At 58.7% G+C, this 21689-nt stretch carries 19 protein-coding genes and 1 pseudogene; 10 read left to right on the top strand and 10 right to left on the bottom strand.

All coding sequences use genetic code 11. The features are described from left to right. Window positions 1-47 precede the first annotated feature (47 nt). The 4 genes from HKK52_RS26910 to HKK52_RS26895 all read left to right on the top strand — a co-directional run bounded on the left by HKK52_RS26910 (window position 48) and on the right by HKK52_RS26895 (window position 3849). The gene (locus HKK52_RS26910; RefSeq protein WP_178117467.1) at window positions 48-389 is read left to right on the top strand and encodes a hypothetical protein; all 342 of its coding nucleotides are present in this window, start codon (window positions 48-50) and stop codon (window positions 387-389) included. Then, window positions 382-720 carry a hypothetical protein gene (locus HKK52_RS26905; protein WP_169373264.1) on the top strand — a complete coding sequence of 113 codons (339 nt, stop codon included), beginning with the start codon at window positions 382-384 and terminating at the stop codon, window positions 718-720. Before HKK52_RS26910 ends, HKK52_RS26905 begins: the two co-directional genes overlap by 8 nt. A gap of 132 nt (window positions 721-852) precedes the next feature. Beyond that, entirely contained in the window at window positions 853-3270 is a 2418-nt protein-coding gene (gene lon, locus HKK52_RS26900) for an endopeptidase La (protein ID WP_169373263.1), read from the top strand. Window positions 3271-3453: 183 nt separating this feature from the next. After that, a complete protein-coding gene (locus tag HKK52_RS26895; protein ID WP_169373262.1) occupies window positions 3454-3849 on the top strand; it encodes a hypothetical protein in 396 nt (131 codons plus the stop codon). Here HKK52_RS26895 and HKK52_RS26890 read toward each other — a convergent pair. Continuing rightward, window positions 3846-4001: a hypothetical protein gene (locus tag HKK52_RS26890; RefSeq protein WP_169373261.1), complete on the bottom strand. Its 156-nt coding sequence runs from the start codon at window positions 3999-4001 to the stop codon at window positions 3846-3848. The two genes, HKK52_RS26895 and HKK52_RS26890, sit on opposite strands and share 4 nt — an antisense overlap. Before the next feature lie 79 nt (window positions 4002-4080). Here HKK52_RS26890 and HKK52_RS26885 point away from each other — a divergent pair, with 79 nt between their 5' ends. The 5 genes from HKK52_RS26885 (at window position 4081) to cmoB (ending at window position 7661) form a co-directional block, all read left to right on the top strand. Continuing rightward, window positions 4081-4473: a protease inhibitor I42 family protein gene (locus tag HKK52_RS26885; protein ID WP_169373260.1), complete on the top strand. Its 393-nt coding sequence runs from the start codon at window positions 4081-4083 to the stop codon at window positions 4471-4473. A 2-nt stretch (window positions 4474-4475) separates the two neighbouring features. Beyond that, the gene (locus HKK52_RS26880; RefSeq protein ID WP_169373259.1) at window positions 4476-5123 is read left to right on the top strand and encodes a lysoplasmalogenase; all 648 of its coding nucleotides are present in this window, start codon (window positions 4476-4478) and stop codon (window positions 5121-5123) included. 144 nt (window positions 5124-5267) lie between these two features. Next, window positions 5268-5756, top strand: a complete 489-nt coding sequence (locus HKK52_RS26875) for a hypothetical protein (protein ID WP_169373258.1) — start codon at window positions 5268-5270, stop codon at window positions 5754-5756. 172 nt (window positions 5757-5928) lie between these two features. Continuing rightward, window positions 5929-6708, top strand: coding sequence for a carboxy-S-adenosyl-L-methionine synthase CmoA (gene cmoA / locus HKK52_RS26870; protein ID WP_178117466.1), 780 nt, complete (start codon window positions 5929-5931; stop codon window positions 6706-6708). Continuing rightward, window positions 6705-7661: a tRNA 5-methoxyuridine(34)/uridine 5-oxyacetic acid(34) synthase CmoB gene (cmoB, locus tag HKK52_RS26865; RefSeq protein ID WP_169373257.1), complete on the top strand. Its 957-nt coding sequence runs from the start codon at window positions 6705-6707 to the stop codon at window positions 7659-7661. Before cmoA ends, cmoB begins: the two co-directional genes overlap by 4 nt. Before the next feature lie 123 nt (window positions 7662-7784). Here cmoB and tadA read toward each other — a convergent pair whose 3' ends face one another. The 7 genes from tadA to treP all read right to left on the bottom strand — a co-directional run bounded on the left by tadA (window position 7785) and on the right by treP (window position 17221). After that, window positions 7785-8276: a tRNA adenosine(34) deaminase TadA gene (gene tadA / locus HKK52_RS26860; protein WP_169373256.1), complete on the bottom strand. Its 492-nt coding sequence runs from the start codon at window positions 8274-8276 to the stop codon at window positions 7785-7787. After that, window positions 8276-9652, bottom strand: coding sequence for a multicopper oxidase family protein (locus HKK52_RS26855; RefSeq protein ID WP_169373255.1), 1377 nt, complete (start codon window positions 9650-9652; stop codon window positions 8276-8278). Before HKK52_RS26855 ends, tadA begins: the two co-directional genes overlap by 1 nt. Window positions 9653-9897: 245 nt before the next feature. After that, window positions 9898-10188, bottom strand: coding sequence for a PTS transporter subunit EIIB (locus HKK52_RS26850; RefSeq protein ID WP_169373254.1), 291 nt, complete (start codon window positions 10186-10188; stop codon window positions 9898-9900). A 2-nt stretch (window positions 10189-10190) separates the two neighbouring features. Continuing rightward, entirely contained in the window at window positions 10191-12713 is a 2523-nt protein-coding gene (gene ptsP, locus HKK52_RS26845; RefSeq protein WP_169373253.1) for a phosphoenolpyruvate--protein phosphotransferase, read from the bottom strand. Window positions 12714-12775: 62 nt separating this feature from the next. Continuing rightward, complete coding sequence (locus tag HKK52_RS26840) at window positions 12776-13999, bottom strand: maltoporin (RefSeq protein ID WP_169373252.1); 1224 nt, start codon at window positions 13997-13999, stop codon at window positions 12776-12778. Window positions 14000-14094: 95 nt separating this feature from the next. Beyond that, complete coding sequence (gene treC, locus HKK52_RS26835) at window positions 14095-15744, bottom strand: alpha,alpha-phosphotrehalase (protein ID WP_169373251.1); 1650 nt, start codon at window positions 15742-15744, stop codon at window positions 14095-14097. 34 nt (window positions 15745-15778) lie between these two features. Beyond that, the gene (gene treP / locus HKK52_RS26830) at window positions 15779-17221 is read right to left on the bottom strand and encodes a PTS system trehalose-specific EIIBC component (protein WP_169373250.1); all 1443 of its coding nucleotides are present in this window, start codon (window positions 17219-17221) and stop codon (window positions 15779-15781) included. Window positions 17222-17457: 236 nt separating this feature from the next. Between treP and treR the strand changes: the two genes are divergently transcribed. Further along, on the top strand, window positions 17458-18162 hold the full coding sequence (gene treR, locus HKK52_RS26825; RefSeq protein WP_169373249.1) for a trehalose operon repressor: 705 nt from the start codon (window positions 17458-17460) through the stop codon (window positions 18160-18162). A gap of 81 nt (window positions 18163-18243) precedes the next feature. On the opposite strand, the gene HKK52_RS26820 is transcribed toward treR, so the two are convergent. Next, entirely contained in the window at window positions 18244-20979 is a 2736-nt protein-coding gene (locus tag HKK52_RS26820; protein WP_169374298.1) for an AAA domain-containing protein, read from the bottom strand. A gap of 191 nt (window positions 20980-21170) precedes the next feature. Further along, window positions 21171-21425: pseudogene (locus tag HKK52_RS26815) on the bottom strand (GMP synthase (glutamine-hydrolyzing)); the annotation flags it as partial. Window positions 21426-21689 lie beyond the last annotated feature (264 nt).

Here is a 21689-nt window from a genome sequence, read left to right as displayed (position 1 = left end):
GACAATGTCCTGTTGAATTGCTGCGCACTCAAGGAGAAATTCCAGGCATGAACCGGCCTCCCCCCTCGCTCGACCTGAGCCTGCTCACCGGCAAAATAACTTTCGACGACCTGTCGCTCTTGTCCGACCAGCCCCTCGCCAGCCAGATCGACTCGCTCAAGGAAGACCTGCTGCAAGTCGAATACGGCGAGCACCTGCTGCTGGATGTCGGCTGGTATCCCGAGTTCGATGAGGATGGCGCCTTTCAGGTGGTGGTGATCAAGGATCGGGATTGGGGTCAGCCGCAGTGGACGGGGCGGGCGAAAACCCTGGCAGAACTCACCACACGCCTGACCGAAGCACAACGCGAGCTGCACGCATGGCTCGACCGGGAAGACCTCCATGGATAGCCCGACGAAGCAAATTGTCGTCCCGTTAAGTCTGGCAGCCTTGCGGCGCCTGGACTTTGATCAAAGCCTGTCGGGTGACCTCGAAACGTGGACGTTGAGCGCCGAGCACTACCAGCATCTGTGGGACTGCGGCCTGATCCAGCGCCTCAACAAGGTTCTGGGCTGCTTGATCGATGACCATGAAGACGCCAGCATCCAGGGCGTCACCGCGCTTAAAAGGGTTCAGACCCTGTTGGAGCAGTCAGCCCTGCCGGCAGACCTCAAGGCACGCCTCCAGCAGTTGACCAGCCTGGCTCGCCGCAAAGCCACCGGCCTGTTTTTCTACTTTTGATCGCTCGGCCGAAATGTTCAGGGCTCCATCACCTGTCAAAACCCTGAACACACACCCTGAAATATCCACTGCCATTGAAACCACCCCCCACCTGCCCCATCTAAGACCCATACCCCATTGCGCAGGTGCCCCATGAGCGACCAGCAAGAATTCCCGGAAGACCCGAGCGAATACGCCGAAACCGACCACATCGAACACCATTCCACCGGCAAAGGCCTTGCCCTGCCGGGTCAGAACCTGCCGGACAAGGTCTACATCATCCCGATCCACAATCGCCCGTTCTTCCCGGCCCAAGTGCTGCCGGTGATCGTCAACGAAGAACCGTGGGCCGAAACACTGGACCTGGTGAGCAAATCCGATCACCACTCCCTGGCCCTGTTCTACATGGACACACCCCAGGAAGATCCGCGCCATTTCAATACCGATGCACTGCCGCAGTACGGCACCCTGGTCAAGGTGCACCACGCCAGTCGTGAAAACGGCAAATTGCAGTTCGTCGCTCAGGGCCTGACCCGGGTGCGAATCAAAACCTGGCTCAAGCACCATCGCCCGCCATACCTGGTGGAAGTTGAATACCCGCACCAGCCCACCGAGCCGACCGACGAGGTCAAGGCTTACGGCATGGCGCTGATCAATGCGATCAAGGAATTGTTGCCGCTCAACCCGCTGTACAGCGAAGAGTTGAAGAACTACCTCAACCGCTTCAGCCCCAACGATCCATCACCGCTGACCGACTTCGCCGCCGCCCTGACTTCGGCCACTGGTGGTGAACTGCAAGAAGTGCTCGACTGCGTGCCGATGCTCAAGCGCATGGAAAAAGTCCTGCCGATGCTGCGCAAGGAAGTCGAAGTCGCCCGTCTGCAAAAAGAAATCTCCGCCGAAGTGAACCGCAAGATCGGCGAGCATCAGCGCGAGTTCTTCCTCAAGGAACAACTCAAGGTCATCCAGCAAGAGCTGGGCCTGACCAAGGATGATCGCAGCGCCGACATCGAGCAGTTCGAGCAACGCCTGGAAGGCAAGGTCCTGCCGCCCCAGGCGCAAAAACGCGTCGAAGAAGAAATGAACAAGCTGTCGATCCTCGAGACCGGTTCGCCGGAGTACGCGGTCACCCGCAACTACCTCGACTGGGCAACCTCGGTGCCGTGGGGCGTGTACGGCGAGGACAAACTCGACCTCAAGCACGCGCGCAAGGTGCTGGACAAACACCATGCCGGCCTCGATGACATCAAGGACCGCATCCTCGAATTCCTCGCGGTCGGAGCCTATAAAGGCGAGATCAGTGGTTCCATCGTGCTGTTGGTCGGCCCGCCAGGCGTGGGCAAAACCAGCGTCGGCAAATCCATCGCTGAATCCCTCGGCCGGCCGTTCTACCGTTTCAGCCTCGGTGGCATGCGCGACGAGGCCGAGATCAAGGGCCATCGCCGCACCTACATCGGCGCACAGCCGGGCAAACTGGTGCAGGCGTTGAAAGACGTCGAAGTGATGAACCCGGTGATCATGCTCGACGAGATCGACAAGATGGGCCAGAGCTACCAGGGCGACCCGGCCTCGGCGCTGCTGGAAACCCTCGACCCGGAACAGAACGTCGAATTCCTCGACCACTACCTGGACCTGCGCCTGGACCTGTCGAAAGTGCTGTTCGTCTGCACCGCCAACACCCTGGACTCGATCCCCGGCCCGTTGCTCGACCGGATGGAAGTGATTCGCCTGTCGGGCTACATCACCGAAGAAAAAATCGCCATCGCCAAGCGTCACCTGTGGCCGAAGCAGTTGGAAAAGGCCGGCGTTTCCAAAGGCAGCCTGAGCATCAGCGACAGCGCGTTGAAAGCATTGATCGACGGCTATGCCCGCGAAGCCGGGGTGCGCCACTTGGAAAAAGAACTGGGCAAACTGGTGCGCAAAGCCGTGGTCAAGCTGATCGACGAGCCGAAAGCGGTAATCAAGATCGGCCCCAAAGATCTTGAAGCCTCGCTCGGTCATCCAGTGTTCCGCAACGAACAAGTGCTGTCCGGCACCGGCGTGATCACCGGGCTGGCCTGGACCAGCATGGGCGGCGCGACCCTGCCGATTGAAGCGACGCGCATCCACACCCTCAACCGTGGCTTCAAACTCACCGGGCAATTGGGCGATGTGATGAAAGAGTCGGCGGAAATCGCCTACAGCTACGTCAGCTCCAACCTGAAATCGTTTGGCGGTGATCCGAAGTTCTTCGACGAAGCCTTCGTCCACCTCCACGTTCCGGAAGGCGCCACCCCGAAAGACGGCCCGAGCGCCGGCGTAACCATGGCCAGTGCCTTGCTCTCCCTCGCTCGTAACCAGGCGCCGAAAAAAGGTATCGCCATGACCGGCGAACTAACGTTGACCGGGCACGTACTGCCGATTGGCGGGGTCCGCGAGAAAGTGATTGCGGCGCGGCGGCAGAAGATCTTTGAATTGATCTTGCCAGAGCCGAATCGCGGCAGTTTTGAGGAGTTGCCGGATTACCTGAAAGAAGGGATCACCGTGCACTTTGCCAAGCGCTTTGCGGATGTGGCGAAGATATTGTTTTAACAATGATCGCTGCCGGATATCACTCCGGCAGCGACTCTTTAACTGGAAGAACTAACGGAGCATAGCAAAACGATATAAAAAACTGTCATTTATTACAGGTCCCAGCACTTCTATCTCCCTGCAGACTAATCAGCAGAGCTTGCCCATTGCAAGCCACTTGAACGCCATTTCGAGGATTAGCCAATGTCTGATAATAAATCATCCACGCGGGTAGCTCGTGATGAGTTCAATGCCAATTTTTCGGGTGGAATAATTGTTGTTCGTGCCCCCCACTTATATGACGACGGCACCCATTTTCAAATATCCGCCACTGATTTCGACACTATTTACCATCCCCAGTTTTTCATAAGGATAGCCAAATCCACACTCAACGGCCCGCACCCTTTTCAGCCAGGAATCAACATTTCACACTTCACCTACAGCGAAAACTATGGGTTTCTGATCAACGCCGTTAGCGGGGTATACGAGGTCGACTTCAACCTGCCGACAAAAAAGTATTACATGAAATTCAACTTAGTATTCCAACCCCAAATGAGTCCAATCGTGATCAGCGGCGACTTCACCCTCCACGGTGATTAAGCAACTTCCGAAATGCTTCCGACGCGAACTTCCTTGAGGCCCGTATCGGTAACCGCGAAGACTTCCAGGCAGAAGGAAACTTCGTTTTTACGTTGGACGCCTAGCTGATTGAATCCAGGGTTGCTGTGATTAGCCTGCACAGGAACGATCACGGCAAGCCCTCCTTGTCACACTTTGTCTCATCTTCGGTTATGCTCGCCGTTCGTCGTGAATGCCGGAGCCACTGACCTTATGTCCCCCACCCGCCTGTTAGTCCCCCTCGCCCTCGCCCTGCTGGCCGGCTGCGCCTCGCAGCAGAACCAGAACGTGAGCGTGGAAAAACAAAGCGAATGCCCGGCCAAAATGACCAAGGGGCAAAACCTGATCCTGACCCTGCCGAGCAACCCGACCACGGGTTATCGCTGGGCGATCCAGGATTCCGCCGGTGGCGTGCTGCGTGCGCTCAGCCCCGAGGTCTACAGCAACCCGGAAGATGCCGGGATCGTCGGCAGTGCCGGGATTTCCACCTGGCGTTTCCAGTCTTTCGCCACCGGCACCGGCCGTTTGCGCCTGACCTACTCGCAACCGTGGGCGCCGGAAGTCCCGGCGGTGAAAACCTTCGATTGCGCGATTTCGGTTAACTGATCGTGGGCTGGCTGATCCTGGCGCTGATGGGCGCGGTGACGTTCCTCTACGGCGTCAGCGTACATGCGGCGTTGCTTTGTCTGCTGGTCAAACCGCTGCCGGTATTGGCGCTGCTCGGTTGGTTGCATGACGCACCGCCTACCGAGTATCGACGCTGGATCAGCCTCGGACTAATTTTTTCCCTACTCGGCGATGTGCTGCTGGCATGGCCCGGGGACTTGTTTGTGTTCGGGCTCGGGGCGTTCTTGGTCGCGCACCTGGCGTATCTGAAGGCCTATTTGAGTGATTGCCGACGGGTAGCGGTGTTGCCGCTGATCATCGCTTTGGGCATCGGCGCGGTGTTGTTGGGGATCTTGATTTCCAATGGGCTGGGTCCGCTGCTGATCCCGGTGATCGTCTACGGTCTAGCCATCAGCGCCATGCTTTGGCGGGCGCTGGCTCGACTCGGCACTGACGTGCCCAAACGCTCGGCGCTGCTAGCGGCCGCAGGCGCGGTGGCGTTCGTGCTCTCCGACACCGTGATTGGTATCAACCGTTTCGTCTCGCCGTTCAATGCTGCGCCTTACATCATCATCCTCAGCTACTGGCTGGGACAGTGGGGCATCGCCGCATCAGCGTTTACCAGTAAAACAAATAACAATAACAACTAAACGAAAAACCATTACAGCAGAATCGCTTACTTATTTCAAAAAGTGATAAAAACCTGTCAGATCTGACAGTAGCCGAGTTCTTCCCACCTACTTAATATTTAAGTGGCTTCACCCCACCACGAATATTATGCAAGGAAGAAGATAATGAGTTTTTTTAAAAGCAAAAATGCTATTGCTGGTGTAGAACCAGTTATTACTGTCAGCGCGGAAACTGTGGCTAAAGTTTCCAATCGCGTAAATTTCAACACCCAAATCGTTGAATTTGACGCCGATACAAACAGCAACCTGATCGCCTTGGTCAGTCGGGCTAATACCCAAGACTACTCGCATAGAAGCAAAAAAGGGCTAGTTCTTATATTTGATAAAAACATCAACTCCGGCACATATTCGGTTACCGATCAAGACTTCCCCTTCGACCAGGCTTACTATTTTGAAACCGGAACAATTCCTGGACTCACTACATCCTTTGAATATGAACCTAAAAGTGGTTCCTTCAACGTAGAAGTTATTCAAAACACACCGGAAAAGCTTCATTATCAAATCAGCTTTGATTTCAAAGGTGTGGACAAGCGTAATGAGGAGCTGAAAGTTGTGGGCACATCGACTTTTATCGTACTAATGCGCCCCGTGTAGTCAAGTACTGAGCAATGAATGGCCAAGCCTGATGTGAAACTTGGCCATTCATCTGAACTTCACAACTTTCTATCGAGCTAATCGCCCTGAATCTTTACGGGGCAGAGGCTTGTACGTACCTTTGCCACGGTTTATCAGACAACCCGCGCATCCCCCGGTCAATTTGGCTAAAATGCCGGCCTTTTCAACCGAAGCTGCTGGAACCGCCGTGAGCAAAGAACCCGATCGCCTTTTCGCCCAGCCTTTGGCCCAGGTACCTGACTTCGCCTTTAACGAGGACGTGGTGCGGGTGTTCCCGGACATGATCAAGCGCTCGGTGCCGGGTTATCCGACCATCGTCGAAAACCTCGGCGTGCTCGCCGCGCAGTTCGCGCAACCGAACAGCGTGCTCTACGACCTCGGCTCGTCCCTCGGCGCGGTAACCCAGGCCTTGCGCCGTCATGTGCGCACCGACGGTTGCCGCGTGATCGCTGTGGATAACTCCGCCGCGATGGTCGAGCGTTGCCGCGAATACCTAAACGGTCAGGACTCGATGTTCCAGGAGTTGCTGCCGGTGGAAGTGATCGAAGGCGACATCCTGGCCCTCGAATTCCAGCCAGCCTCGGTAGTGGCGCTGAACTTCACCCTGCAATTCATCGCCCCGGAGCAGCGCACCGCGTTGCTCTCGCGCATCCGCCAATCGTTGTTGCCGGGCGGCGCGCTGATTCTGTCGGAGAAGCTGCGCTTCAACGATCTTGAAGAACACGCGCTGCTCACCGACCTGCACGTGGCCTTCAAACGCGCCAACGGCTACAGCGAACTGGAAATCGCCCAGAAGCGCAGCGCCATCGAAAACGTCATGAAGCCCGACAGCCTCGAAGAACACCGCGAACGCCTGTTGGCCGCCGGGTTCTCGAAAGTCGTGCCGTGGTTCCAGTGTCTTAACTTTGCCTCGTTGATTGCCTTGCCATGATTGATCTGTCCCCCCTCGCCCGCCGTCTGGCCGGCACCCCGCTGGCCGATTGGGCCAACACCCTGCAAGCGCAACTCGATAAGAAAATGGAGAAGGGCCACGGTGACCTGGAGCGCTGGCAAAGTGCGCTGGACGCGTTGCCGAAGATCCAGCCAAGCGAAGTGGATTTGCTCAATGGTCTGACTCTGGACACCGATTGCGACGATGAAACCCGTGCGCAGATGCGCACCGCGCTGATGGGGCTGTCGCCGTGGCGCAAGGGGCCGTTCGACCTGTTCGGCGTGCACGTCGACACCGAATGGCGCTCGGACTGGAAATGGTCGCGGGTTGCGCCGCATCTGGATTTGAAAGGCAAACGCATCCTTGATGTCGGCTGCGGCAACGGTTATTACATGTGGCGCATGCTCGGCGCCGGTGCCGACAGTGTGATCGGTGTCGATCCGAACTGGCTGTTCTTCTGCCAGTTCCAGGCCGTGCAGCGTTACCTGTCCGAGCCAAATGCCTGGCACCTGCCGTTCCCCTTCGAAGACCTGCCGCCGAACATGGAAGGCTTCGACACCGTGTTTTCCATGGGCGTGTTCTACCACCGCCGTTCACCGATCGAGCATTTGCTTTCGCTGAAGGATTGCCTGGTCAAGGGCGGCGAACTGGTGCTGGAGACGCTGGTGATCGAAGGCGATCAGCAGCAAGTGCTGGTGCCGGAGGACCGTTATGCGCAGATGCGTAACGTGTGGTTCCTGCCGTCGGTGCCGGCGCTGGAGTTGTGGTTGCGTCGGGCCGGGTTCAGCGATGTACGGTGCGTGGATGTCAGCGTGACCACCGTTGAGGAACAGCGCGGGACGGAGTGGATGAAGTATCAGTCGTTGAGCGATTTCCTGGATCCCGAAGATCACAGCAAGACGATTGAAGGGTTGCCGGCGCCGATGCGGGCGGTGATCGTCGCCCGCAAATAAACTCCGCTTTGATCGTTCCCACGCTCCGCGTGGGAATGCCGCCCGGGACGCTCCGCGTCCCTTCGCAAGCGTGACGCAGAGCGTCACAGGATGCATTCCCACGCAGAGCGTGGGAACGATCATTTAACGGGTTGCCCGACGGGCCTTGAAGAACTCGCTGAGCACCGTCCCACACTCCTCTGCCAACACCCCGCCTTCAAACAACACCCGGTGATTCAAGAAGCCCTGGGTGAAGAACTGCCCCTGACTCTGCACAATCCCGGCCTTGGGCTCCAGGGCGCCGTACACCACCCGCGCGATCCGCGAATGCACGATCAGGCCGGCGCACATGCTGCACGGCTCCAGGGTCACGTAGAGGGTGCTGCCGGGCAGGCGATAGTTGCTGGCGGCGGTGGCGGCGGCGCGGATCGCGACCATTTCGGCATGGGCGCTGGGGTCGTTGCCGCTGATCGGGCAGTTGAAGCCGCGACCGATGATTTCCCCGTCCTGCACCAGCACCGCGCCCACCGGCACTTCACCGAGGGCGGCGCCCTGGGCGGCGAGGGCCAGGGCTTCGCGCATGAAGTCCTGGTCGCGGCTGCGGTCGATGATCGCCGCGGGACGAATCTGGCGCATCACGCCACCTCGATAGCGGCCATCAGGCCGGTTTCCATGTGATCAATCACATGGCAGTGGAACATCCAGATCCCCGGGTTATCCGCCACCAATGCCACCTGCGCGCGCTCGTTCTTGCCCAGCAAGTAGGTGTCGGTGAAGTACGGGATGACCTTGTGCCGGTTCGAGGCAATCACCTTGAAACTCATGCCGTGCAGGTGAATCGGGTGCTGGTATTGAGTCATGTTCTTCAATTCGAAAATGTAGCTTTTGCCCTTTTCAAGCTTGGCAATCGGGCGGTCGGCGCAGGTCTTGTCGGTGATGTCCCAGGCCTTGCCGTTGATCTGCCACAGGCTCGGCGGCTTGCCGTTGTCGACGTTGACCGACACCGAGCCGACCCATTCAAAATTGAAGTTGAGTTTCTCGGCATTGGCCAGGTCCGGCTCCGCCACCGGGTTGGCGGGCAGCGCGGGCGGCCACTGGGTCGCGGCGTCGCTATTGGCCACCGAGCGGAACGTACCTACGCGTACAGGACCGTTACGCAAGGATAGCTCTTCACCGGCCGGTGGGGCCTTGATCGCCAGGCAGATACGCATGCCCGGGCCGAGCCAGTATTCCTTGCCCAATGGCCGCGGTTCGATCGGGTTGCCATCCAGCGCATAGATCTGCGCTTCGACGCCGGGGATGTTCAGGCGATAAGTCAACGTGTTGTCGAGGTTGAGCAAACGCACGCGGGTGATCTGCCCGGCGGGCAAGTCGATCACCGCTTGCGGCACGCCATTGATCGTCGACAATCGTCCCGCCGTGCCACCACGCGCCGCTTCACGGGGAATGCTGAAGGCGACGAACGCGCCCTCTTCATCAACGTGCCAGCTCTTCAGGCTCAGGGTTTTTTCGTATTTGAAACCGGTCGGCTCGCGCTCTTCGATGATCAGCGGGCCGACCAGGCCACGACCGAGTTCTTCGCTGCTGTTCACGTGCGGGTGATACCAGTAGCTGCCGGCGTCCGGCACGCGGAATTTGTAGTCGAAGTATTCGCCCGGCAACACCGGAAGTTGCGAGACGTAGGGCACGCCGTCCATTTCCAGCGGCAGGCGGATGCCGTGCCAGTGGATGGTGGTCGCGACCGGCAGGTGATTGATGAAGCGCACCCGCAGCCACTCGCCCTGGCGCACACGCAACTCGGTGCCCGGCGCCGACGGGCCGAACGCCCAGGCTTCGGTCTTGTGCCCGGCGACCAGCTCGACATCCAGCGGCGCGGCGATCAGCTCATAGTCGTGGCCCGCGTCGGCGTCGGCCATCTTGCCCAGCCAGTAACGCGACGCGCCACCGGCCCCCACGCCAACCACCACAAGACCGGCCAGACCACCCAGTATTTGTCGACGGGTAAAGGACATGAACTCAACTACCTCACGTATCAGCGGCAGGCCAGGGGCCCGCAAAAGGCGAATACGATACACCTGCGGTTGAGAAACAGTAAGGGCGGGGCGGCGGATGGCCGCAGGCTGGCTGGTAACCGATCATTCCCACGCTGATCGTTCCCACGCGGAGCGTGGGAATGCTTCCTGTGACGCTCTGCGTCACGCCAACGAAGGGACGCGGAGCGTCCCGGGCGGCATTCCCACGCGGAGCGTGGGAACGATCATTGTGGGAGGCCGGTGATCAGATGCACCACTCCGTCTTCCAGCATCATGAAACCTGGCACTCCCGCCACATTCAACGCCTGCCGGTCCACCCGCCCCACATCCCGCAACTCCACCCGCACCCGGGTCAACGCCACAGGCTGCTGCGACTTGAGGTTATCCACACCGCCCAACGCCGCCACGATATCCGTCGCCAGGCCAGTTACCGGTTGAACAACCTGCTTGGGCTCATCCACCACCAGATCCGGGGTCAACGCTTTCCAGAACGCCCGCTGCATTTTCTCGAACATGCTCAGTTCTCCAGAACCAGTGAAGTATCGACCGTGGCCTCGTGATACAGCCGCAACGCCTCGCGCACCTGCTCGGCGCTTTCCAGCCCCAGCACTTGCTGGGCGATGGCCTGGCAGTCCACCAGATCCACTTCACGCACCGCCGCTTTCACCGCCGGAATCAGCGGCACACTCACCGACAATTCATCTATCCCAAGCCCCAGCAACAGCGGGGTCGCCAGGGTTTCCGAGGCCAGCGCACCACACACGCCCACCCATTTACCGTGGGCATGCGCTGCTTTGACGGTGCTGGCGATCAAACGCAGTATCGACGGATGAAAGCTGTCGGCCTGACTGGCCAGGCGCGGATGATCGCGGTCCATGGCCAGGGTGTATTGGGTCAGGTCGTTGGTGCCGATGGAGAAGAAGTCCACTTCGGGCGCAAACAGATCCGCCATCAATGCCGCTGCCGGCACTTCGATCATGATCCCCAGTTTTGGCAGCTCCGTGAGGCCCAGCGCCAGCGCCTCCTCTTCCAGCAGTTGCCGGGCCTGACGCAATTCCGAGAGCTGCGCGACCATCGGCAGCATGATGTGCAAACGGGCCAACCCGGCGCTGCTGAGGATCGCCTTGAACTGATCGCGCAACAGTTGCGGACGCTCCAGGCACAAGCGAATCCCGCGCATGCCGAGGAACGGATTGGTTTCGCTGTCCATCGGCACGTAGGCCAGCGGTTTATCGCCGCCGACATCCAGGGTGCGCACCACCAGATTGCGGTTCGGCCCCAGGGCGCGGGCGATGGCGCTGTAGGTGGAGGCCTGTTCGTCGTGGCTCGGTGCGTGGTTGCGCTCCAGATAGAGAAATTCCGAACGCAACAGCCCGACGCCCTCGCCGCCCAACGTCATGGCTTGCTCGGTTTCCGCCAGTGAGGCGACATTGGCCGTGACCTCGATGTGATGACCGTCGCGGGTACATGCGGCGAGCGAGGCGTGGGCCAGTTCATGTTGCTGGCGTTTCTGTTGTTGCTGACGATTGGCTTGCAGTTGTTCGATGGCGGCCAGATCCGGGTCCAGGTGCAGTTCGCCCTTGTCGGCATCGAGCAACACTTGGGTGCCATCGGCCAGCGTCAGCACGTGCACCGGTAACCCGCAGATTGCCGGCAACCCAGCGGCACGGGCCAGAATCGCGACGTGGCTGGTGGCGCCGCCACCGACCGTAGCAAACCCCAGCACTTTGCGGGTATCGAGCCCGGCGGTCTGGGACGGTGTCAGTTGTTCGGCGATCAGGATTGCCCCGTCCGGCAACTCCAGCGCACGGTCCTGCACACCCAGGATCTGCTTGAGCACCCGTTGGCCGACATCCGCCAGATCCGCCGCTCGCTCCGCCAGTAGTGCATTGCCGAGGCTTTTGAAGTGGGCCGCCGTCGCCTCGGTCGTCGCTCGCCAGGCGAACCCGGCGCTTTTACCTTCGCGGATCAACGTCTCGGCCTGATCCAGCAGGCTAGGGTCATCGAGCAATTCCTGATGCGCTTTGAAGATTTCGGCCTGGGCGTCGCTGGTGGCGTTGTCGCGCAGTTGCTGCAAGTCGCCCAGCGCGGCGAGCAATGCCCGAGACAAAATCGCACCCTCAGCCTGCGCGCCCTTGCCGAACTCGCTCACGTCCAGCGTCTGCTCGGTAATCTGCACCACCTGGCCAAACGCCGACCCCGCCGATGCGCAAACCCCGCGCAGCACCGTCAATTTGGAGACCGTTTCCGGCGCCACAACCGCCGCCACCGTTTCGCCACAACCTGCGACCAGCAGTTCCGCCAACGTCTTGATTGCTGCCTCGGCATCCGCACCCGCCGCGCTGACTTGCAGGACATCACCGTGGGCCGTCTGCAACGCCATGATCGCCACCAGGGATTTGGCGTTGGCGCTCTGCTGCTGTTTATGCAGATAAATGCTCGCCGAGAAACCTTTCGCCGCTTGGGCAAACACCGCTGCCGGCCGCGCATGCAAGCCGTTCGGGTTGGCCAGGGTCACTGGTTTGGAGAACAGTGCGTCGCCCTCCTCCACGACCATTTCTTCCGTCGCCTGCCCGGCAGTGTTCAACCCCAACAGCGGCTGACCGATGTCCACCAGACCCGTTTCGGGCACCAGCCAGGTGAACGGTTCGCCACTGACCACCAGCATCAAGGTCAACAAACTGCGCGCATGCAAGGCGATGTAATCGGCATCGAATTCGATCAGCGCTTGTCCCGCTTCGACGCGTTGGCCTTCCTCTACCAACCGGGTAAAGCCCTTGCCCGCCAGGTTCACGGTGTCGAGGCCAATGTGCATCAACACCTGCACACCGTTGTCGTCGGTGATGCTGACCGCATGCCCACTGGCCTGCACATTGCTGATCACCCCGGCCAACGGCGCGAGCAGGGTTTGTGAAGTCGGGTCGATGCACAGACCGTCACCGATCACGCGGCTTGCGAACACCGGATCGGGCACCTGGTCCAGCGGCATCAGCACGCCGGACAGCGGCGCGAGCAGTTGCAAATGTTGGGGTGTGGCCATGACGTCACCTGCTGTTTTGTTCTTTGAAGTGCCGATGGAGCGCGAGGCTCCGACAGCATCGCTTATTTCCACCAGTACTCGACCTGCATTCCGACGTTCGAACCGTGTCGCGCCGTGCCGAAGGCACCGGTATCGGACAACGCCGAGCCCGCCGCCAGTTCATTGGCTGCCCGCTTGGCCGCCTCGTTCCAGCTCGCATAGGTGTAATACAGGCGCACCTCGGGGCGCGCCCAGAATTCCGGGCCCTTGGGCGACCAGGTCGGGGCGAAGGTGAATTTGCTCAACTTGCGCGTCCCGCCTGGAGCCTCGACCTGATCGTGACCCAGTTCGGTCACCAGTTTGAACTGCTCGGTGATCGCATAGGCCGGGCGCACCCCGAGGGACAGCCAGTTCTGATCGGCGCCATCCGGGCGAATGTCTTTCTGATACACCGCCTCGATCTGTCCACCGAAACGCGGCGTCACCTGCCAGTCGAAGAACTCCACCACCCGATAACTTTTACTGCGGTCGTCGAGTTGCACGTTACCGGTATAGCCCAACCCGGTGCCGGGACCTTCGCCGTACTGGAAGGCCAGTTTGTTCTTGCCGCCGAGAAAGCCTTTCTGCACATGCTGGGCGGTGACCGCCCAGCCACGGTGTGCGTCGCGGCTGTCGGGTTTGTCGATGTAGCTCAGCCCCAGTTCCAGCTCACCGCCGGGGTTGGTGTCGAACCCGGCGACGTTGAAGTCATGCCGGTTGATGTAGTCCTTCTGGTACAGGTTGTCCTTGCGCGAGTAGGCATAGCTGTATTTCAGATCGCCAATCAACACGTCCTCGATACCGCCGCCGGTGGCGCTCTGGTTCCAATAGTAGAAGTCGGAAATGTGGATATCGTTCCGCTTGTAATAACGCCGACCAGCCCATAGCGAACCGCCGTTGAGGCTGGGCATGTTCGACCATTGCGCGTACATCTGCGGCATCCGTACCGAGCCGTTGTCGCCGTTGAACGTCAGGTCCTTGTCGTACTGGTTATACAGGGAAGCCATGCCATCGACGCTCAACACCGAGCCGTCATCAAGCGTGTACAAATCCTGGCGCAATTCCAGTTCGGCGTACTGTTCGCATTCGTTGCCCAGGCGGTATTTGGTCTGCGCGCCCGGCAGTTGGAAGCACTGTTGTTTACCGCTGTTGGTCGACGTCCCGACGCCGCTGCGTACGTATCCGGCGAACTCCAGCGCCTGGGCCGAAAGTGGAAAAGCCAGGCACACGCCTGCTGCTACAAGGCTGCGATTTATTGTTGTTTTCAAGTGCTACCCCATTATTTTTATTGTGTGCTGCAGCAAAAACGGCGCGCAAAACTCCCCCGCGCAGTGTTCTGCGTGTTTTTTGAAACCGGTGTTTTTTAGTGGTTGGTCAGGTGCAGCACGAACGACTCAAAAGGCCGTAGAAACACCTGGCGATTACGCGGCGGACAGTCCGGGTAGTTGCTGATCACCAGCCGTTGCGTCATGGCTTCGCTGATCACTTCTTCCGGCAATTCAACTTCGCACGTTGTGCCGTAGAAGTTGTTCAGCACCAGCAATCGCTCATCCTGGCCTTCCCTTGTATACGCCCAGATTTGCGTGTGCTCCGCCAGCAACTGGCGGTACACACCGTCGGACATCAGCGCTTCGTTGCGGCGTAACGCGATCAATTGACGATAGTGATGCAGCACCGAGTCCGGGTCGTCGAGCTGGCTGGCGACATTGATCTGCGCGGCGTTGGCCGGCACGCGGATCCACGGTTCGGCGACGCTGAAACCGGCATTCGGCTCGGCGTTCCAGTGCATCGGCGTACGCCCGTTGTCCCGGGATTTCTGCATGATCGCCGCCATGTTGTCGGCATCGCTGACCCCGGCGTCGCGCTGGAGGCGATGGATGTTCAGGGTCTCGACATCGCGGTACTGATCGATGTGATCGAAGCCCGGATTGGTCATGCCCAATTCTTCGCCCTGGTACACAAACGGCGTGCCCTGGAGGAAGTGCAGCGCGGTGCCGAGCATCTTCGCCGAGACCTGCCGATGCTCGCCGTCGTGACCGAAGCGCGACACCACCCGCGGCTGATCGTGGTTACACCAGAACAACGCATTCCAACCACCGCCAGCCTGCATGCCGGTCTGCCAGTCGGAAAGGATGCGCTTGAGTTGCAGGAAGTCGAAGTCAGCGCGAATCCACTTTTGCAGGTTCGGGTAATCAACTTTCAGGTGATGGAAATTGAAGGTCATCGACAGCTCTTTCGACTCCGGCCGCGAGTAGCGAATGCAGTGTTCAAGACTGGTGGATGACATCTCGCCAACGTTGATCAGGTCGTGGCCTTCAAACACTTCGCGGTGCATCTGCTGCAAGTACTCGTGGACGTTCGGGCCGTCGGTGTAGAAGCGCCGACCGTCGCTGTTGTCCTCGGGGAAGTCCGCCGGTTTGGAGATCAGGTTGATCACGTCGAGACGGAAACCGCCCACGCCTTTGTCACGCCAGAACCGCATCATCTTGAAGACTTCGGCGCGTACCTTGGGGTTGTCCCAGTTGAGGTCGGCCTGGGTGTGGTCGAACAGGTGCAGGAAGTACTGGCCAGTCTGGGCTTCGTACTCCCAGGCCGAACCGCCGAACTTGGATTCCCAGTTGTTCGGCTGGTCGCGCCAGATGTAGAAATCGCGGTACGGGTTGTCGAGGCTGCTGCGGGCCTGCTGGAACCATTTGTGCTCGATCGAGGTGTGGTTGACCACGATGTCGAGCATCAACTTGATCCCGCGCTTGCCGGCCTCGGCGATCAGCAACTCACAGTCGGCCATGGTCCCGTAGCTCGGGTCGATGGCGTAGTAATCGCTGATGTCGTAACCGTTGTCGCGCTGGGGCGAACGCAGGAACGGCGTGATCCACAGGCACTCGACACCCAGCCAGTGCAAGTAGTCGAGCTTGGCCACGACGCCGAGCAAATCCCCGGTGGGGTTGCCGGCGTGGCTGTGAAAGCTTTTCGGGTAGATCTGGTAGATCACCGAACGTTGCCAGTCTTGCATGGCGGATTCCTTCAACAAATTGATGTGGCGACCGTCAGGCAACCCGATACCCAGGCCGGACAATCTTCATGCTCAACCCACAGGTCAAAACAAACGGCACGACCATGGCGATGATCATCCCGATCACAAACATCGGGATGAACTGCGGAATGATCGAGATAAAACCGGGCAGGCCACCGACACCAATCGCCGAGGCCTGGACCTTGTTCATCGACAGGAAGATGCAGCCCAGGGCCGAGCCGATCAGCGCCGAATAAAACGGGAATTTGTAGCGCAGGTTGACGCCGAACATCGCCGGCTCGGTGATGCCGAAATACGCGGAAATCGCCGAGGTCGAGGCCATGCTTTTGTCCCGCACGTTGCGGGTCATGTAGAACACCGCCAATGCCGCGCTGCCCTGGGCGAGATTGGACATGACGATCATCGGCCAGATAAAGGTGCCGCCCTGGGTCGAGATCAACTGCAAGTCCACGGCGAGGAACATGTGGTGCATGCCGGTGATCACCAGCGGCGCGTAGAGCATGCCGAAAATCGCCCCGCCAACCATCGGCGCCAGGTCAAACAGGGTGACCACGCCTTCGGTGATCAGGATCCCGAGGTGCCGGGTCACCGGGCCAATCACCGCCAATGCCAGCACGCCGGTGACGACGATGGTGGTGATCGGCACCACCAGCAATTGCACGGCATTCGGCACCCGTGCCCGCAGCCACTTCTCGATGACGCTCATCACATAGGCCGCCAGCAGGATTGGCAGGATCTGTCCTTGGTAACCGACCTTCTCGATCTTGAACCAGCCGAAAATATCGAAGTACGGCAGGCTCTGCCCATCGAGCCCGGCTACTGCCTTGCCGTAGTTCCAGGCGTTGAGCAGGTCCGGGTGCACCAGCATCAGGCCGAGCACGATGCCGAGGATCTCGCTGCCACCAAAACGCTTGGCCGCCGACCAGCCCACCAGGGCAGGCAGGAACACGAACGAAGTGTTGGCCATCAGGTTGATCAGGCTCCAGATGCCATCGAGGCTCGGGTACGCATCCAGCAGCGTCTTGCCCTCGATGAACATGCCCTTGGCGCCGATCAGGTTGTTGATGCCCATCAGCAGGCCCGCAATGATCAGTGCCGGCAGGATCGGCATGAACACGTCGGAAAACACCCGCACCAGACGTTGCATGGCGTTGATCTTGTCTGCGCTCTTTTGTTTAACGTCGGCGATGGTCGAAGCGGCGAGACCGGTTTGCCGGCGCAGTTCGGCGTAGACCTTTTCCACTTCGCCGGGGCCGATCACCACCTGAAACAGGCCACCGGTGAAGAACGAGCCCTTGACCAGATCGATCTGGTTCAGCGTGGCGCTGTTGACCAGGCTCGGGTCCTTGAGGGCCAGGCGCAAGCGGGTTACGCAGTGCGCGGCCTGCTCAAGGTTGTCGCTGCCACCGAGGCTGACAAGCAGCTCGCTGGCGATATTCGGATAGTCGTGGCTCATGCTTGATCTTCCGCTGTAGTTTTTTGTTATTGGCAGCACGCCGAAACGAAAAGTACTCGTCTGTACGAGTTAAAGCAACAACTCGTACAGACGAGTTTAATTTTGTTTGTCACAAGCCCGACCGGCGGCGACATTTCCTACCTCCGAAGTCAAAGAAACCTATTGCCGCATGGACAATTGCCTACCCTGCCCTTAAGGTTCAAAACCTTGAGTACAGCGCGGCATAGAGCCATCCCATGAGTAAATACAACCAGATCTACACCGATCTGCTTGCCAGCATCACCACCGAACGTCTGGAACGTGGCGCGCGGTTGCCCTCCGAAACCGAACTGATGGACAGCTACCAGGCCAGCCGCGGCACCGTGCGCAAGGCCATCGAGCAATTGCAGGAGCGCGGCTTCGCGCAGAAAGTCCACGGCAAAGGCACCTTCGTGCTGTCGACCAACCCGATCGAATTTCAATTGGGTGGCATCGTCAGCTTTCAGGAGACGTACCCGCGACTGGGCAACGACGTCAGCACCGAAGTGGTCGAGTTTGATCAGATACCGCTTGAGGGCGCGCTGCTGGAGCATATCCAGGCTGAAGCAGGCAGCCTGATCACACGGATCAAGCGTGTACGGCGCATCGACGGCAAACGGGTGATCCTCGATATCAACCATTTCGTCAGCGACGTGATTCCCGGCCTGTCCCGCGAGATCGCCGAGCAATCGATCTACGCCTTCATCGAACAGACCCTGCAACTGCAAATCGCCTACGCCCAGCGCACCATCGAAGCGGTGCCCCGGGGCAAGGACGATCAATTGTTACTGGATCTGGATGGCCAGAGCCATGTGATCGTGGTCAGTAACCAGACGTTTTTGCAGGATGGACGGCAGTTCGAGTACACCGAGTCGCGGCATACGCTGGATAAGTTCTACTTCTCGGATGTGGCGCGACGTTGAAACGCAAAAGGCCCGGTGAACTTGTGTTCACGGGACCTTTCGGGTGTTACGGACGATCAAAGACAGCCGAGGTAAAACTATTTAAACCATCGAAAGCTCGCGATTTTCATCATGAACATTGCGGGTCCACTGAGCCAAAAATGCCGCCAGTTTTTCTTCAATGTGGCTCTCGATGGTTCGCAGACGAAGCAATGGAATATCGCATTTTTGCAGGATGCTGTTTTTCAGGGCATCTCGCTCGGCCTGGTCAGCTTCACCATGTGAGCCTCCATCGACCTCGATGATGCCCAGCGGCTTCTTCCCTACGGTGTAATAGAGCACGAAATCGCAGCTGGCTCCTTGACTCATGAACGCCTGCTCCCGCGCCGTCAGGCTCGGGTTGGCGATGGAGGCCAACTGGTTCAGCGCGATCTGGGAGTGAAACGTGATCCCCTGGAATGCAGGCTGGTCCAGCGCTTCGCGCAGTAGCTGCGCCACGATTTGCTCGGATTTGTACTCGGAATCACTGCGCCTCAATCGGCCATTAAGACGCTCGAGCGATTGGTCGTATTCCTTGTAAAGCAGATCGAAGGCCGATATCACCGGTGCGCGGTGGAGCTGCCCTTCTTGTGCGTAGTATTCGATGTAGCGCACCAGCGCGGCGATATGCCCGTTGCTCGCGGTGAAGACTTCGTCCCCCGTGACCAGGGTGAACCGATTCTTAGCCCGGGATACCGCCACATTGACCATGCGAGGATCATCGACGAACGCCAGGAGTCTCGGCGTGATGCTCTTCTTGTCCAGCACGGTGGAAAAGACAATCTCGTCGCACTCGCGCCCCTGGAACTTGTGAACGGTGTCTTTGACGAAATCATCAGGCAAAAGCGTGCCCGAAAGCGCAGCCTGATTCTTGAACGGAGCAATGAAGCCTCTGCCGTCCCCGCCCTCCCAGGCACTTTCGCCCTCGCCTTCCAGCACTGCCAGAAGCGAATCCAGCTCCCGCAGGTTGGTTTTATATCGAGTGTGATTTCCCTTGGCGGTGACCAGCAACGACAGCGGTTTTTCCCCGCGGTCCTGGGTCATCGGAACCAGTTGATTGGCGTAGAACTGCTGATTGCAGAACTGAATGATCTGCGGGTGACAGCGATAGTGTTCTTTCAAAAGCGTCATCGGAATCGAATCATTGAACACACTGACGCACGAATCGAGCAGGCTGTACTTCTCGCAATCGTAGTGCCCCTGATCCTCGGGCGCAGCCCTGCCCAACTTCGCCGGAATGTGCGCCAACTGTTTCCTGTCGCCCACAATGATCAGGTTTTTCGCACACCCCAGCGCCAGTATTCCCGGAACGATGTCCTGCTGCGAGGCCTCGTCGATGATGACGTAGTCGAGCACTGCGCCCGGTTTGAGGGAGTTGACGATCGAATGCGTACCACTGGCAATGACCGGATAGCGTTTAAGGAACTCATCGAATTTATCCTGCCGATAAGTCTTGGCATCGAAGCATTCAGCGCTGGGTGCATGTTGATGCAGGTACTGCTTCAGGTACGTCATCGAAGCGCTCGTCAGTTCCTCCAGAAGCGCTTCGTAGTTGCCCAGTCGCAACGCATCCTGATGGCTGGCCAGCGCCGCTTTTCTTTCCAGCAGCGCCTTGTCGTAGTAATGAAGCTGCAAGCCGTAGAAGACTGATTTGCGCTTTGCCCAGTCATCGAACGGCTTCATGCGCAGGATCTTGAAGTTGAACAGCATCTCGATCCTGTCCTTGATCCGCACGCGTTTGCCTGCAAGGTGCGTCAGGTATGCCATCAGGTCAGCGGACTTTTGCGGGGACAGGTTGTACTTGCCCAGAGCGACGCTGTCCTGAACACCGTTATCCTGCTGCCATTGCCGCAGGTAGCTTCGCTCGATCTCCAGTTCACTGATTTCAATCTGCAGTTGTGCCACTGCGTTGCGGCCAGACAGATGGCGCTTGAGCCGCTGCAAGATGCTCTGAATGTGCTCCATTGAGGGAGCGGTTTCGGCAATGGCAGTTGGCCGAGAGCGAGGATTGTCGAAGAATGCCTTTCGGTTTTTCTCGTTGCCCAACTTGGCAACCAGGTAATCGAGCCCGGACTTGCCCAGTTTTTCACAGACATTACTGACTGCCGGATTGTTGTTGGAGACCACTGCCACGGTTTTTCCATGCAGCAGGATATTGGCGATGATGTTGAGAATGGTCTGTGTCTTGCCGGTGCCTGGCGGTCCTTCGATCAGACTTATCTGCGAAGTGAACGCCTGTTCGACTGCCTTGAGCTGACTTTCATTGAGCCCGAAGGGAAAGATGAAGTTACCCGCTTGCTCCTGTCGCCTATTCTGCCCCGTGCAGTAGGCGTGCAATGCCGTGTTCGAACTGGGAAGGATCGCGTTCAACTGGCGCAACACGTTTTCGGCAATCGTCTTGTCGTTCGGTGACGCGGCCTGTTCGACCCTGCCATTGGCGACTGAAAGGAAATAGCGAAATGTCGACTCGTCCTTCATCTTCGTCGGCGCGACAAGTTCGATAGTGTCCATCTTGAACACGTACTTTGTGGTCTTGCCGGGATACTGAACGACCGCATATTTCTCGCCGTAGATCACTACCTTTTCGACGGGGTTTAGCACTGAGCTGCCCTTTCTTCGAAGAAGAGTGTCTTGCAGCTCTCGGGTAGGATCGACCTTGCAGTCAGCGAGCGGGCGAAAAAAATGCTTGCCGGAGGGGAAGTGACACGTCAGGGAGAGCCCTTCGGATTTGTCATTCTTTATGACCCAGTCGCTGATCTGCCGGGTCTTGTCTTCACCGCACACGTAGATAGAAACCATAAATCCCTTATGTTGGCTCATCAGAGCCTTTACACATCCATGTCATCCGAATCCACCGACCCGGCCAATTTGAAACTATATTGCCATCACTCCTTGCACGCCAGTGTCCGTTTGGCGCGGGTTCGCTCAACCCTCAGAAACGTTTCTTGCAGATGCAACAAGGGCGCCTCGCGGCGCCCTTGTTGTTCAGCTTATTCCCACTCAATCGTCGCCGGCGGCTTGCTCGACACGTCATAAGTAACGCGGGAGATGCCTTCGATTTCATTGATGATGCGACCGGAAACGGTTTCCAGCAGTTCGTAAGGCAGGTGAGCCCAACGCGCGGTCATGAAGTCGATGGTTTCCACGGCACGCAGGGCTACAACCCAGGCGTAACGACGGCCATCGCCAACGACGCCAACCGATTTCACTGGCTGGAACACTACGATAGTCCGGCTGACCTTGTGGGAACTTCGCCGACCTTGAAGGCACACTTGGCCAATAACGCCGCCACTTGTCTGGACGATGGACAAGCGATTTGTCGATCATCAGCCCCTATTCTTCTGGCGAAGCAGCTTGTTACCGTTGAGTTATGCAGCGACCTGACAAACAAAAACAACCTCCCGTAGAATGCCTTCGTGGCTATGGAACACCTTCCTTCTAAACCTCCTATGACCTAGGGGTTCCGCTCTCCACACCGCGCCTGCTTCTTGCAGGCGTTTTTATATCGG

The organism is Pseudomonas sp. ADAK2 (assembly GCF_012935755.1).
Lineage (GTDB): Bacteria > Pseudomonadota > Gammaproteobacteria > Pseudomonadales > Pseudomonadaceae > Aquipseudomonas.
Note: the sequence above shows the minus strand (reverse complement) of the source record. Positions and strands in the feature narration are given on the sequence as shown.

Excerpts from the sequence above, each read along its gene's own strand:
- HKK52_RS26910 (WP_178117467.1), top strand. The coding sequence starts at position 48 with ATGAACCGGCCTCCCCCCTCGCTCGACCTGAGCCTGCTCACCGGCAAA.
- HKK52_RS26905 (WP_169373264.1), top strand. The coding sequence starts at position 382 with ATGGATAGCCCGACGAAGCAAATTGTCGTCCCGTTAAGTCTGGCAGCC.
- lon (WP_169373263.1), top strand. The coding sequence starts at position 853 with ATGAGCGACCAGCAAGAATTCCCGGAAGACCCGAGCGAATACGCCGAA.
- HKK52_RS26895 (WP_169373262.1), top strand. The coding sequence starts at position 3,454 with ATGTCTGATAATAAATCATCCACGCGGGTAGCTCGTGATGAGTTCAAT.
- HKK52_RS26885 (WP_169373260.1), top strand. The coding sequence starts at position 4,081 with ATGTCCCCCACCCGCCTGTTAGTCCCCCTCGCCCTCGCCCTGCTGGCC.
- HKK52_RS26875 (WP_169373258.1), top strand. The coding sequence starts at position 5,268 with ATGAGTTTTTTTAAAAGCAAAAATGCTATTGCTGGTGTAGAACCAGTT.
- cmoA (WP_178117466.1), top strand. The coding sequence starts at position 5,929 with ATGCCGGCCTTTTCAACCGAAGCTGCTGGAACCGCCGTGAGCAAAGAA.
- cmoB (WP_169373257.1), top strand. The coding sequence starts at position 6,705 with ATGATTGATCTGTCCCCCCTCGCCCGCCGTCTGGCCGGCACCCCGCTG.
- tadA (WP_169373256.1), bottom strand. The coding sequence starts at position 8,276 with ATGCGCCAGATTCGTCCCGCGGCGATCATCGACCGCAGCCGCGACCAG.
- HKK52_RS26855 (WP_169373255.1), bottom strand. The coding sequence starts at position 9,652 with ATGTCCTTTACCCGTCGACAAATACTGGGTGGTCTGGCCGGTCTTGTG.
- HKK52_RS26850 (WP_169373254.1), bottom strand. The coding sequence starts at position 10,188 with ATGTTCGAGAAAATGCAGCGGGCGTTCTGGAAAGCGTTGACCCCGGAT.
- ptsP (WP_169373253.1), bottom strand. The coding sequence starts at position 12,713 with ATGGCCACACCCCAACATTTGCAACTGCTCGCGCCGCTGTCCGGCGTG.
- treC (WP_169373251.1), bottom strand. The coding sequence starts at position 15,744 with ATGCAAGACTGGCAACGTTCGGTGATCTACCAGATCTACCCGAAAAGC.
- treP (WP_169373250.1), bottom strand. The coding sequence starts at position 17,221 with ATGAGCCACGACTATCCGAATATCGCCAGCGAGCTGCTTGTCAGCCTC.
- treR (WP_169373249.1), top strand. The coding sequence starts at position 17,458 with ATGAGTAAATACAACCAGATCTACACCGATCTGCTTGCCAGCATCACC.
- HKK52_RS26820 (WP_169374298.1), bottom strand. The coding sequence starts at position 20,979 with ATGGTTTCTATCTACGTGTGCGGTGAAGACAAGACCCGGCAGATCAGC.